A 13,348-nucleotide genomic window follows, 5' to 3' on the forward strand; every position below is an offset into this window, starting at 1 on the left:
ACGTCTCGGTAAAAATAGGAGTGATCCTGCGATGACTGTTATACCAGCTGCTGCATAAAAAACTCCTTCCATACCACTAAAGTTTAGCAATGGTCCTAAAATAATCGGGGAGAGGAATTGTCCTAAAAAACTAACGCCAGTGCCAGCAGCTAAGATGCTAGAACCCAGTTCTTGAGGAGCGAGGCTTGCTAAACTGTCATAGAGGTTAGGTAGAGTAATCCCAAATCCAACGCCAAAGATGATAGAGGCTAGTAATATCCAGCCGATGTGATTTAGGAAGGGAATCGTTACTAAGGTTATTGCCATTAAGGCAAATCCTATAGCAATAGCTTTAGCTTTACCGAACAATTGTGCTATGTGTCTAGAACCTACGGCTGAAACTACTGCGGCTCCAACAGCACGAGATGCTAAGACAATACCGTTGAGAACAGCTCCGGCTCCAATGGTTTGTTTTAGGTACAGAGGCGCGTAGATGACTACGGCGTACATTGCTATAGAGTTTAAACCAATGACCAGCAGTAGCAGCCAGATTTTGGGATAGCTTAACACTTTAGCTAGCTGTTTGTTGCTACTGGGTAGCGAGGATTGTTTTTGTTTTGGCTGCTTTGGGTGAAGAAGTAAATTTGCTAACAGTGCAAGAGGAATTCCGAAACCATACAGCAAGAAAGCGAATCGCCAATTAATGGCTCCAGCCAAACCGCCTAGAAGTGGGAAAGCAATACCAGTGATAGTCAGTGCACTGGTGGCGTAACCAAGGGCTTGCGATCGCGCCTTACCTTCATACATACTTCCTAGTAAACCGAGGCTGGCTGCTGCACTACCACCACTGGCTGCACCCAGTAACCCGCGAGACACTAATAAAGGTCCCAAACTGTTCATAAAAGCCCCAGCTATGCCAAATAGGGCGAAGAAGATCAACGAAGGAATGAGTACCTTTAAGCGACCAATTCGGTCTGCTAAGATACCTAACGGGGGGCTGAACAAAGCGATTGTCAAGCAATGCAGGCTGACTAGGTTACCAGCAAATCTGGGATCAAGATGGAGTATTTGCACCATTTCGGGCAGAATTGGGGCAACAACCCCCCCTGCCATTGTGGTTAGGGAACCAGCCGCTAGCAACACTAACAATCTGGAATCACTCAACATAAGTTTAGAAATCCAAGATGTTTTGTAAATATAGCGTAGGGAGACCAGCGTGGCTAGTACCTAGGGGAGATAAGGACGACAAGGGGGAAATATTACTCCAAAATCCGTCGCTGTGTATTTGTAGGAACAAGTTGGTTGACTTATGGCAGACTAAGTAGCTAAATACAGAAATAAGCATAGAGGAACGATGATATGGAACTGGCTACGACTCTAATAGGCCAGACAGTTCAAAATGCTGTCCGACAGGTTGGTATTAATGCCAATTACTGGTACGCAGTTGGTTGGTCAAATCAACTGCGTACTGGTAGCATCATGAAGGTCGTTATTTGGCAGCAAGGGATTGCTGTTTATCGGGACGATAATGGTCATCTGCAAGCCTTGGAAGATGTATGTCCTCACAAAGGCGTGGAACTGCACAAGGGGAAAGTACAAGGCTGCAACTTAGCTTGTGCTTATCATGGTTGGGAATTTAATCCTGAAGGTCATTGTGTTGGTATTCCTTACCTTCCAAAGGAACAAAAACTTCCCCGCGCCCAAGCTCGGAGCTATCCAATTCAGGAAAAATACGATCTCATCTGGATTTTTCCAGGTGACCCCGCTTTAGCCGCAATTAGCCAGCCGCCCGATATTGCTGAATTCGACGAGCCTGACTGGTTTATGGTTCCTGTTCCTGCGAAGATCAAAGCGCACTTTACAATCTGTAATGAAAATTCTATGGACGTTTTCCATGGTTTTCTTCACCAAAAGTTACAGGGTTGGTTTGATCCAGTCTTGATTAGTTTACGAGAAACTGATACATCAGTACGTACTGAGTATAAAGTTTCTTATAAAGGTCGAATGGCAAAGTTTTTGGGGTTGAGCGAACACGCCAACCAGGTAACAACCTTACCTGTTTCCACTGAGTATCGCTATCCTCATTTTTACAGTTCTCTTCAGGGAATTTCTACTTTATACCTGATGCGGCTCCCAGTTGGGCCAACTGAAACCCATTCTATTGCTTTCTTCTTCTTCAAAATTCGGCTTCCGAAGTGGTTACTCCAACTACTCAAGCCTGTGTTACAAATACTTCTCCAGCGTCTTGTCTTGCTAAGATTTTTAGCCCAAGATATTGAAATGGTCGAAAGTGAACAGCAAACCTATCTAGGAAATCCAAATCGCCGCTATGTAGAAATTAACCCAGCTATTATTGCCGTTCAGAGATTGGCTATTCGGCAGTATGAACAATACGTGCAACAATCTAGTCAACAGCAAAATAATCCTAGTCGGAACCGGAAACCAGAAAAGTCTATCTCTATATCTGAGGCTATTGTCCCAGATATATCGGATATAACATAAGGAATATCGACGATCTATGAAGGCAAATCATTTAGCCTGGCTAATTCTTGTCTAGCTCACTCTACTTACCATAAAATTAGTATAAAGAATAACAAATGATTGGGTTGAATGTATTATTCGAGACTATAAAGTTCTATCTCGTCGACGGTAGTGCTAGACCTGGGTAGCATACAACCAGCTTATAAAAATATGCAAATATACTTTTGCTGTTGAAGCGATACGCTATCTAGAAGGTGAGGGGAGTAAATCCGTGCAAATTGTCAAAGAGTATGTTCAGCGTTGGTATGAAAGTGGGCTAGATCCCGACGAATATGTATGTCATAACAAGCAGGGTAATATAGTCGAAATTGAAGATGCGGCAACTGGTGATCGTCGAACCGTTCTCACCTTTTGCACAAATGATGTGTTAGGGCTAGTTCAAGAAGAAGCCGTTAAGCAAGCTGCTATTGATGCTATTTTAAAATACGGAACATCTAATAGCTCCACCTCCGTCTTAAGTGGTCGCATTGACCTTCACCGACAACTAGAAGACGAAATTTCTGCTTTCAAGCACCTACCCCACACGCAGTTATTTATGAATGCTTGGATGGCAATGCAAGCCTTAATGGATGCTTTTTGCCACTTAGCAATTCCAGTACCAGGATTTCAAAATACACGCGAGACGCTGATTCTCACTGACGTTCTCAATCATGGCTGCATCGTCTCAGCAGTGGTTAACGCTGGGACACGTTCAGGAAAGGTTTTTGGGCACAGTCCTCGGGTTCGTGTGAAAGCCTATCGGCACTGTAATATGGAGGACTTGGCTCGCAAGCTACGTCGATACGCCTTACCTGATGATCGGATTATGGTAATTTCCGATGCCGTGTTCTCAATGGATGGTGATATTGCTCCTTTACCTGAGATGCTAGACATTCTGGAAAATTATCCAGGCAGTGTCTTGGTGATGGATGAGGCTCATGCAAGCGGTTCGATAGGGAAAACGGGAAGAGGAATCTATGAACATTTTAATCTTCTCCCAATGCAGGCAGTTCAGCGCGGGGTTGTGCCACTGATTATGACGACTTTCTCTAAGTTTGCTGCTTCAGCAGGAGCCGCAATTAGTAGTCATGTGGCAGAACTTGTACCACTGCTTAATGTCTCTCCAACTTCCATAGGAACAATTTCTTTACCACCGCCAATGACGGCGGCTGCTTTGGAGAGTATCCGTCAAGTTCGTAAAGCTCCAGAACTTGTACAAAAGCTTCAGGAAAATACTCGCTACTTGCGATCGCGTTTAGCTGAGCATGATTTCGTGGCAATTGGTGAGACAAATGTTATACCAGTGATTTTACCATCGGAGCTTAATCCCAAGCTCTTTGCTAGAGAACTTCTACAAACTCACGGTATATGGGTTTCTCCCATTTGGTTTATAGCTAAACCTCGCGTTCGTATCACAGTTAACGCCCTCCATACTCAAGCGGATATGGATCGTCTGGTTTCTACTATGGTGGCAACTCGCAACTTATTGTATAAACCAACAATTAGTGCTTAGGGACTGGGGATTGGGGATTGGGGATTGGGGATTGGGGACTGCGGACTGCGGACTAGTAACTGATCACTGCTTTCCCCTTCCGTTACATAAGAGCTTCTAACCCTTCGGTCAAAATATCGCTATATGCCTAAAATTTTATCTCGTAGGCAATTACTCTACGGTGTAACGGCTTTAACTAGTCTTCTTTGCGCTAGTCTAATTGATTCACACTCTAAGTATTCTCTTTCCGCAACGGATAAGGTGATTACTAATCTAGAAGCGCAAGTCCCTGTTTTGATGCAAGCTGCGCTGATTCCGGGTTTACAGTTAGCAATTATCCGCAATAGAGAACTTTTTTGGAGTCACGGCTTTGGGGTGACCAATAAATACACTAAAAAATCTGTAACTAACGATACTATATTTGCTGCTGCCTCGTTAAGTAAACCTTTACTTGCTTACGCGGCATTGAAAATGGTGGAACAAGGGAAACTAGATTTGGATGCTCCACTAACAGACTATACTGCTAAACCCTATATTTCCGATCCCAGAATCAAGCTTATCACCACCCGCCGAGTACTCTCTCATACGACTGGTTTTCCAAATTGGAGCGGTGATGATCCTCTCAAAATTGAGTTTTCACCAGGGACAAGATTTAGTTACTCGGGGGAAGGTTATATTTACTTACAGAAGGTTGTAGAAGAGATAACTCAGCAACCTTTAAACGAGTATTTGCACTCCTCCATTTTTGTCCCATCAGGTATGGACAGTAGTAGCTTGATATGGGAATCAGGTTACCAAGCAACCGCTAGCGACGGACATGATCGCCAGGGTAAACCCACACCTATGAGTAAACCAAAGCGTGCCAGCGCAGCAGGGAGTTTGCGTACTACAGCCAGTGACTATGCCAAATTTCTCATGATGATGATGCAACCAGGTACCATTGATAGTCCTAGACTTACAGAGGCTAGCTTACATGAAATGTTGCGATCGCAGATTCAGATTAATCAGCTTCTTGGCTGGGGTTTAGGTTGGGGATTAGAAAAAACGAGGGATGGTAATTTTTTCTGGCATTGGGGTGATCTCGAAACATTTAAGAGTTTTACAATTGCTTCCAAGGAATCGGGTATTGGTATTGTAATTTTGACCAATAGTCAAAATGGCTTAAAAATTTGCAACAGAATTGTCTCTCTCGCAATTAGTGGAAAACATCCAGCTTTCAATTTCAAAATGATTAATTACTAGCTTAGGGTTTATTATCAGCAAGATTCTTCGCCTCTGCTAACATTAAATTCGAGCTATTAACGCCAAATTGGTAACCAATGCCAAAATTCAAAGGCTTAATGCTCTTGTCACTCTGATAGATTTTTCTCAAGTTTGGTTGATAATCATGGGCAAACATACGAATGGGACTGGTATAGGTGCCATAAAACTTCAACTTCCATTTAGAAAGGTCAAACTCTTTAAGCCGCATACCAGAGTCATCTTGTAAAAGATAGCTACTTTCAGCCAAAATTAGATTTTTAATCTGAGAAAAATCATCGCCATGCATTAAGTATGATGCTGCCTTTAAGTAAGTGAATTTCTTATCTAATTTGTTAATAAATTGACTAAATTGTGGTTGTTTTTTCAGTCCTTCATTAGACAAATCACTAGAAAAATAATATAGAGTACGAGTTTGAGATTCTCCCTCTTGAGCAAACATAATCTTCACTCCAGGAATCATGCCTTTCTTAAACGGCTGAATGTTTGCACTTTTGTCTATCCCAACTTCTTGCATGTCAAGGATACGATTTTGAGTACGTGCCAGAAACACATACAAAATTGGTAAAACTCCTTGTTTCTGCAAGTCCACCTTCATATCATTAGTTCGGAAAAAGCTAAATTGCAAAATTGCATACAGAGAACTTCTAATTTCCTGTAATTTTAAATTGCGTTTACTTTCAGAGAGACTAGCCAAATCAGGAACACTACCTACTGGTTCTAAACCCACTAATACATATTCTTTTCCTTTTGGAAAAAAAGAATAGGCGTACAAAAAATCTGGCCCACTAAAGGGATAAAAAATCGACCAAGAATCACTATGAATTTGTTGGAGCTCTTGCTGCGACCATTGTCTGACTTTGACTAATTGTTGATTTTCTAACTTTGACCAAGCATTATCAAAAGCTTTCTGATAGCTAAGCCAACTATCATTATTTTGAAAGCGATTTAAATCACTATTACTATCTACTTTCATTCCTGAGATAAATTTTGCTGTATTAGTCAAATGTTCTGATCTTGATTGATCAAATATTGGCTTTGATTTTTGGGAAGAATGTGGAGCAGGTTTAGAAGCATCTGGATTTTGATGAGCTATCTGATTAATTTCTTCTTTAGTTTTGGAGCTAGTAAAATAAACCAAAAATCCCAAAGAAACACAGACAGCAAGACCAACCCATATACCCAATGTTAATTTTACATTTTTTATCATAACTTTAATAAAAGGTAAGTAAAAAAGGATTCTAAATTGAGAATTTAAGAGGGAGCTACCTACCGCGCTGGCTGCTCCTCAATCGTTTTTTTACATCTGGAATTAGCTAATTCTTTTCGCAAAAAAGTAAATAATTAGACCAAGTCCCAGTGTCAAAAAACCTGCCAAAGATTCCAGAGGTTTAGCACTAAAGATAAAAACTAACATCCACAAACTAATTACTAAAAAGATGATAGGTGTAACGGGATATCCCCAAGTGCGATAAGTTGACGGTATATCACTGTATTTGAATCTGAACACAAATACTCCTAACACTGTGAGAAATGATGAGAAAGTTAGAGTAAATCCTAAATAAGTTATAACTGATTCAAAACTAGAAGTAATTAGTAATACGATCACTAAACATAGCTGAAACAAAATCGCGTAGTTGGGAATTCCTTGAGCATTCTTTTTAGCTAGCAATTTAAATAACCCAATATCTTCGCCAATGACTTGGCTAACTCTTGATCCAGCTAATACCATTGAGCTGATCGAAGAAATTAACCCGACAGAGATCAGTAATCCTATTATCTTTGCGCCGTTGGCACCAAAAATATAATTAGCAGCAATGTAACCTACTTCAAGTTTTCCTGCTAATTGCTCCAACGGTGTAGTATACAAAAACATCAAATTTAGCAGCAAGTATAACCCCATGACAATTAAAGTTCCAGTAATTAGTGCACGGGGTACATTTTTTTCTGGTTTTTCGACTTCATTTGCTAAGTAAACAGCTGCATTCCATCCTGAGTAAGAATAGATAACATAGACCAAAGAAACCGCAAATGGAGAACTGAAAATTGCGGACACATCTGTTGTTGAAGGCAAAAACCCCAATTTTTGTGGTTCTGCTAAGTAAAAACCGCAAAATACTAGCACAAGTATCAGCAGTACTTTAAGTAAGGTAAACATGTATTGAAAACTACTACCAAACTGTAGATTGCGCGTATGAATTAACGACACTGCAATCACAACCAATAAAGCTATTGCTGTTGGTGAAAACAGAGGAAATACAGCTGTAAAATACTGTCCCAACGACATCGCCGCAACAGCAATTGGTGCTGCAAAACCTACTGTTACTGATACCCATCCCGACAAAAAGCCGATTACAGGGTGATAAATACGCGACAAATAATAGTACTCGCCACCGTTGCGTGGCATTGCTGCTCCTAATTCACCATAAGCCAAAGCACCGCATAAGGCAAAAATGCCTCCCACTAGCCATAAAAATAGGATGACAAAACCAGATTTAATATCTACAACTTGGAAACCTAAGCTAGTAAATACACCTGTACCAATCATATTTGCTACGACAATACAGGTAGCAGTAAATAGGTTAATACTCTTAAAATTTGGTTCGTTATTTAATGACATTTTTGTGTTATTTAATGTTTTAAAAAATTATGGAACACAGATTTATAAAAATGGTTTTTTAAAGAAAATGCTTCTCCGCATTTGATTTTTTTGATAACCTCAAACTACGAGAAGTCATATAATTGTAAACAAGACGAGATATTTGTGGAAAAATTTCTGTATCATTAGCGTATGAAGAATCTTCACCAAAAATTGCTAAAATATAACTCGTTGAACTATTTTCTGTGGTAACCATTGCTGCTTCTGAGCGGGCAATAGAAACCCAACCTGCTTTAGAATGTAATTGAACATCCTTATCGAATAAGGATTCACCGAAAAAGGTTTTTACAGGGTTAAAAGTATCAGATTTTGCTAAATCTTTTTGCCAATTCTTGGGGTTTAAATTCCTTGTGATCCATTCACACATTTTTTGACTTGCTTGTGGGGAAACAGCTTGTTTAAGCTCACAAATTTCGTACAATAACCTGGCGGCTTGTTTAGTTGTGATTTTATTCCATTCAGAAATTGGGCTACCTAACATCTGTAATTCACTACCTGTAGGCTCTGGAAGGTTGATGTAGTAAATCGGAAATGTTTTTTCGCTAATGTTAATATTTTTGTAACCTGCTTGTTGAAAAAATCTGTTAAGTTGCTGGCGTTTGTTTTTCCAAATCTTAAATCGTTTACTATCTAGTTCTGGCTCAGAGTGCGTATTTGTAACCTGATCAACAATAAAACTAGCAGCTTCATTGTCGGATTCCTTAATCATTTTTGACAAGTAAGGAATAAAAGCATCCTCATTCTTCCAAATACCACTCTCTATCTGGGCATATAAAACAACCATCCAAAACATCTTAACTACGCTGGCAGGATATCTGGGTATATCTTGCTGATATCCTGCTATTTCACCAGTTTTTGTGTCAATTAAGGTAATTGATAACATTTTTGTCGGTAGATTTTTAGCAGCAGTAAAATGGACGACATTGTTAACAATTGCTTGTAACTTCTCACTTTGCCTAAAACTTGGAGGTGTTTTGAGATTGTATGTAACTTCTGAATTTTCTTTTCCTGGGTAACGAGAGGGAATGAGATGTGACTTAGCACTAGCCCAATCAGGAAGTAATGGAGTTTGAGTAGAATTGAATCCTTGTTTGGGAGAAATGTGATCAATAAGTACTGGAGTTGCAGTAGGTAAATTGAACGCTGCTTGTTTAGCAGAATGACTAAGAGAGCCCAAGGAGACAGTAGGTGAAGCGAGGATTTTTTGAGTAGATTGTTTTGCCCAATGCTTCATTATTAAAGCCGGTACTAAAACACCTAGGATTATCAATCCTAGAGTCAAGATATTGAATTTTATCGCAAAGCTTAATGTAGGAATTCGGTTACAGAAAAATTTTCTATACCATTTTCGCATTTTATAATTTTTGGTAGATGATTTTTGAAAATATATTTTTATTTCTAAGTATTAAACTTTCCTTCGTAAAATGTATCAGTAATTACCTAGATTTAGGAATGTTTTTTAAGAAAAAAGCGAACATTGTATTTTATGATACTAGAATTGCTTTACCCTTCTTAATTTTTTGAAGATTCTGGACTTTTATTAGGGAATATCAGGATTATTCAGCTAATTTAAGCTAAATAATAGTAAATTGCTCAGATTTAATGCGTTTAAGCTCCATGATTAAGGTTTTGCACAGCAAAGAAAGCGATTATTTATCTTAATAAAGGATATTTTCTTGACATGTAAATTAGTTATTTTTACTTAAATGTTAAAATAACATGACATTTTTTAGTTCTTATTGCTTTCCTATGTTCCCCCAAACTAATCAAAGAAACTTTGAAAAATTAGGAATTAATCACTATTGCATACCCGTAAATCTGCCCAAAGTCATAAATTAATTAAGCAACTGAAGATCATCTGAATGGGGAATTGTCAGGGAAAAAACATTGTGATAAAATCTTTAGCCTGCAGAAGGATTTCATCTTTAGATAATAAATAATCGCTCATAACGAATGGTGATAAAGCAAACCCCAGCAATTCAAATTCGCGCTGTTAGTACCTTGGCAGACAACGAGATGTTCTTGGATGTTCCAGCACGGGTTTATGCCAATGATCCTTATTGGGTAGCACCTCTACGTAGCGATGTGGCAAAGAAGTTTGCACCTGCAAACCCTTTTTTCCAGTATGGAAAGTTACAACAGTTTATTGCTTTGTCTCCAGATACAAATAATCCTCAGCCAGTGGGACGCATTGTTGCAGCAATTAATCATCGATTAATTGAGCGAGAAGGCAAGAATATCGGGTTGTTTGGTTTTTTTGAGTGCGTGCAGGATTTTGCGATCGCTCAAGCCTTACTCGAGGCTGCTTGTCAATGGTTACGCGAGCAAGGTATAACCCAAGTTAGGGGTCCCATTGATTTATCTACACACAATAATTGTCTATTTTTAGTTGATGGCTTTGACTCACCCCCGATGGTGATGATGCCCTACAACCCATCCTACTACCCAGAATTTATGGAACGAGACGGATGGTCTAAAGCCAAAGACGCTTATGCTTATGATTTCCCGCTAGATAAACCCCTGCCTCCGGAATTTGAAAAGGCTTATCGAATTGCTGTAAAATCTGGTGTTACCTTCCGCCCCCTGAGAACGAAAGGTAAAGCTTTTGAGGAAGATTGCATCAGTATTTATCACCTTTTTAATCGTGCTTTTACCAACAACTGGAGTTCTACTCCACGGAGTGAAGAAGAGTTTTTAGAAGAAGCTAAGGCTTTACAAAGCTTGGTAGATCCGGATGTTTTCCCAGTCGCAGAATACAATGGCGAAATGGTTGGGTTTTTTATGGGTCTACCTGATTACAATATTCCATTGAAGCAAGTTAACGGAAAATTAAACTGGCTAGGAATTCTCAAATTTCTTTGGTATCGCCGTCAAATAGATCAAGGACGAGTTATAGCAATTTGCTCTTTACCAGAGTACCGCCGGAAAATGGTTCCATTAGCTGTGATTTATTTGGGTATGCAAGGCGGAATGCAAAAAGGTAAACCCTACAAAAGAGCGGAACTCTCGTGGGTTTACGAGGATAATTTCCCTTCTCGCAAACTCATCGAAGCTGCTGGCGGTAAGATCTATAAGACATACCGCATCTATGAAAAATCTTTCTAAAATAAGTTATGCAACAAATTACTCTTGCTGAAGCGTCGCTACATTTACCTGAGTTAATAGAAGCAGCAATTAATGGCGAGGAAATAATTATTACCAAAGATGAAAAACCTGTCGCAAAATTAACTTCAGTGGTGACTGTTGAAAAGCGTCCTCCACTCTTTGGTAGTGCAAAAGACTTAATTACTATATCAGAGGACTTTGAAGCACCTCTAGAAGATTTTAAGGATTATAATGCGATCGCTCTCCTGTAATCATAGGGTGGGGCGATCTGCGCGGAGCGCAGCAGCGAAGCTATCGCACCCAATTTTGCTCCCCTCTATAGCAGTTCTCATTTGTGTTAAATACACCCCATTGTAAGGGCGAACGCCGTTCGCCCCTACAAATGTATTGCACTCAATCGAGAATCGCTATATTTCATTGCTGAGAAATCATCGCCCGTAAACTGTAATTACCTGATTCTCCTGCTTCAAAGGTGTTAGCTATAAGATAGTAAATGCCATTTTCTGGCAAAGTCACAGTTAATCTAGCATTAAAATCTTTTGGAGAAATGTCGTCGTTTTCCCCTACTAGCTTTTCTTTAGCAGGAAGCAGTAAGTATAAATGGGAGTCGATCTGCTGACTAGCCATTTCAATATTTACCTTTTGCCCTGCTTTACCTTCAAAAGTATAAATGTGAAAATAGCTATTCGTTGGGAGAGTGCGATCGCCTTTTTTTAAAGCTGCTTGTATAACTTGACCATTCAAAAGTAAATCTTGTTCTTGATTATTACTAGGTTTTTGGCGCTGAGTCACTAATTGAGCATTACCTTGTTCTACAGCTACCAAAAAAGGACGGACTAGATCTGTTGGTATTGCGAAACTAATGCCAATAAATCTTTTAATCTCGGTATCGTTAAAAATAGCAGTATTAATACCAATTACTTGACCATTAGAGTTGAGTAATGGTCCTCCAGAATTACCAGGGTTCACAGCAGCATCATGTTGAATTAAGCCTGATTTCGCATCAATGCGGCTGATAATCCCATCGGTTAAAGTATTTTGTAATTCCAGACTGAGGGGAGTACCAATAGCATAGACAGATTGACCAACTTTCGCTGATCTAGGGGATGCTAAACGCAAGAAGGGTAGATTTTTCTGATTGCGAATTTTGAGCGCTGCTAAATCCAAGCCATCAGATGCAAAACCAACCAAATCAGCTAATACTTGTCTACCATCAGCAAGCACTATTGCAACAGTTTTAGGACCATCCTGGACAACGTGCGCATTAGTTAAGACTAGACCATCTGCACTCACAATAAAACCACTACCATGTCCAAAACCAGTAGCGATCGCCACGACAGCTGGACTAGCTTTCTCATAGAGACGAGTCCGGTTTTGGTCTTCGGATTTTTTTGCTATAATTATTTTCGATTGTAATTTTTTAGTATTTTCATTTAGCAAATTAGATTGAAATTCATTATTATTTCTGGTGATATTCGGCAATTGATAGCTCAACACATTTTCGATACCAATCACACTAATGACAGAAGTCAAAATTGTTGTGGCTCCTATTTTGAATAATTTGCTTTTCATTGTAGAGTTTCGTCAATAGTTAATAGCTTTACTATTCATCATGGTATTTGTGTTCACCAACCCCAACCGAAATTTGAGAATAAGTTCTTCTAGGTGAGACTAAAGTTTATTTTGGTGAAGTTTTTTTCAACAACAACTAATTCTGAGCATCCTAAATATGCAAAAACCTTGATAGCCCTCATCCCCTAACCCCTTCTCCCAAAATTGGGAGAAGGGGAACTAGAAGCATTTCTCTCCTCTCTCAGATAAGTGACCTGCGTAGGTTGGGTTGAGGAACGAAACCCAACATTTTAGAACCAGCCCTTTCAAGGTGACTAACCAAGACAGGTTGTTTGAGGTTACTCTTCCTGACTTCTGTTCTGAAAAATTAAACCTTTTGACGGTTGAAATGACCAATTTTCGTTCCCTATACCACCACCTTGAAAGGGCTGCATTTTAGAACTGACGCATTGACAGAAATCATCAGATATGGATTAGGAATTAATAGCACCTCAACGTTCGATTTTCTACAAATGAGGGTCTTTCCGTCTACGATAAGGGCGAACGCCGTACTCTGCTACGCCCCTACACACTCTATCTGTTATGTGATTTCAGGAAATTGGTATTATTTGTTGACTCGCAGTGCTTGGATCTTAGGATGAGAGAGAAGCTTTTCTCCTTCTGCAATTAGTTTTGTACCCCAAAGATTTTGTTTGAGAACTTCAACGTCAGCTAAATATTTATCTAACCGCAAGGTAGCTTGTGCCATATTTAGAGCCTTT

General features: G+C 39.6%; 10 protein-coding genes. 5 read left to right on the forward strand and 5 right to left on the reverse strand.

Annotated elements, in window-relative coordinates; translation table 11 throughout:
* Nucleotides 1–1,146 (reverse strand): MFS transporter (locus G4P69_RS32450; protein ID WP_208353886.1); only part of this gene is annotated, 1,146 nt, incomplete at its 3' end.
* A 192-nt stretch (nucleotides 1,147–1,338) separates the two neighbouring features.
* Here G4P69_RS32450 and G4P69_RS32455 point away from each other — a divergent pair.
* The 3 genes from G4P69_RS32455 (at nucleotide 1,339) to G4P69_RS32465 (ending at nucleotide 5,233) form a co-directional block, all read left to right on the forward strand.
* Complete coding sequence (locus tag G4P69_RS32455) at nucleotides 1,339–2,481, forward strand: aromatic ring-hydroxylating dioxygenase subunit alpha (RefSeq protein WP_208345118.1); 1,143 nt, start codon at nucleotides 1,339–1,341, stop codon at nucleotides 2,479–2,481.
* A gap of 250 nt (nucleotides 2,482–2,731) precedes the next feature.
* Nucleotides 2,732–4,012: an aminotransferase class I/II-fold pyridoxal phosphate-dependent enzyme gene (locus tag G4P69_RS32460; RefSeq protein ID WP_208345119.1), complete on the forward strand. Its 1,281-nt coding sequence runs from the start codon at nucleotides 2,732–2,734 to the stop codon at nucleotides 4,010–4,012.
* 123 nt (nucleotides 4,013–4,135) lie between these two features.
* Nucleotides 4,136–5,233, forward strand: a complete 1,098-nt coding sequence (locus tag G4P69_RS32465) for a serine hydrolase domain-containing protein (protein WP_208345120.1) — start codon at nucleotides 4,136–4,138, stop codon at nucleotides 5,231–5,233.
* A gap of 1 nt (nucleotide 5,234) precedes the next feature.
* On the opposite strand, the gene G4P69_RS32470 is transcribed toward G4P69_RS32465, so the two are convergent.
* From G4P69_RS32470 to G4P69_RS32480, 3 genes are all read right to left on the reverse strand, one after another.
* The gene (locus G4P69_RS32470; protein WP_208345121.1) at nucleotides 5,235–6,461 is read right to left on the reverse strand and encodes a hypothetical protein; all 1,227 of its coding nucleotides are present in this window, start codon (nucleotides 6,459–6,461) and stop codon (nucleotides 5,235–5,237) included.
* Between the two features lie 102 nt (nucleotides 6,462–6,563).
* The gene (locus tag G4P69_RS32475; protein ID WP_208353889.1) at nucleotides 6,564–7,871 is read right to left on the reverse strand and encodes an APC family permease; all 1,308 of its coding nucleotides are present in this window, start codon (nucleotides 7,869–7,871) and stop codon (nucleotides 6,564–6,566) included.
* 58 nt (nucleotides 7,872–7,929) lie between these two features.
* The gene (locus G4P69_RS32480; RefSeq protein ID WP_243903111.1) at nucleotides 7,930–9,144 is read right to left on the reverse strand and encodes a serine hydrolase; all 1,215 of its coding nucleotides are present in this window, start codon (nucleotides 9,142–9,144) and stop codon (nucleotides 7,930–7,932) included.
* A gap of 719 nt (nucleotides 9,145–9,863) precedes the next feature.
* On the opposite strand from G4P69_RS32480, the gene G4P69_RS32485 reads away from it, so the two are divergent.
* Both G4P69_RS32485 and G4P69_RS32490 read left to right on the forward strand, forming a co-directional pair.
* On the forward strand, nucleotides 9,864–11,015 hold the full coding sequence (locus tag G4P69_RS32485) for a hypothetical protein (RefSeq protein ID WP_208353893.1): 1,152 nt from the start codon (nucleotides 9,864–9,866) through the stop codon (nucleotides 11,013–11,015).
* Between the two features lie 8 nt (nucleotides 11,016–11,023).
* Nucleotides 11,024–11,266, forward strand: coding sequence for a type II toxin-antitoxin system Phd/YefM family antitoxin (locus G4P69_RS32490; RefSeq protein WP_208353895.1), 243 nt, complete (start codon nucleotides 11,024–11,026; stop codon nucleotides 11,264–11,266).
* 163 nt (nucleotides 11,267–11,429) lie between these two features.
* Here the strand turns inward: G4P69_RS32490 and G4P69_RS32495 are convergent, their stop codons facing one another.
* Complete coding sequence (locus tag G4P69_RS32495) at nucleotides 11,430–12,587, reverse strand: trypsin-like peptidase domain-containing protein (protein ID WP_208353901.1); 1,158 nt, start codon at nucleotides 12,585–12,587, stop codon at nucleotides 11,430–11,432.
* Between the last annotated feature and the right edge of the window lie 761 nt (nucleotides 12,588–13,348).

The organism is Aetokthonos hydrillicola CCALA 1050, from assembly GCF_017591665.1.
In the GTDB taxonomy this organism is placed as follows: Bacteria; Cyanobacteriota; Cyanobacteriia; order Cyanobacteriales; family Nostocaceae; genus Aetokthonos; species Aetokthonos hydrillicola.

Excerpts from the sequence above, each read along its gene's own strand:
- G4P69_RS32455 (WP_208345118.1), top strand. The coding sequence starts at position 1,339 with ATGGAACTGGCTACGACTCTAATAGGCCAGACAGTTCAAAATGCTGTC.
- G4P69_RS32465 (WP_208345120.1), top strand. The coding sequence starts at position 4,136 with ATGCCTAAAATTTTATCTCGTAGGCAATTACTCTACGGTGTAACGGCT.
- G4P69_RS32470 (WP_208345121.1), bottom strand. The coding sequence starts at position 6,461 with ATGATAAAAAATGTAAAATTAACATTGGGTATATGGGTTGGTCTTGCT.
- G4P69_RS32475 (WP_208353889.1), bottom strand. The coding sequence starts at position 7,871 with ATGTCATTAAATAACGAACCAAATTTTAAGAGTATTAACCTATTTACT.
- G4P69_RS32480 (WP_243903111.1), bottom strand. The coding sequence starts at position 9,144 with ATGAAGCATTGGGCAAAACAATCTACTCAAAAAATCCTCGCTTCACCT.
- G4P69_RS32485 (WP_208353893.1), top strand. The coding sequence starts at position 9,864 with ATGGTGATAAAGCAAACCCCAGCAATTCAAATTCGCGCTGTTAGTACC.
- G4P69_RS32490 (WP_208353895.1), top strand. The coding sequence starts at position 11,024 with ATGCAACAAATTACTCTTGCTGAAGCGTCGCTACATTTACCTGAGTTA.
- G4P69_RS32495 (WP_208353901.1), bottom strand. The coding sequence starts at position 12,587 with ATGAAAAGCAAATTATTCAAAATAGGAGCCACAACAATTTTGACTTCT.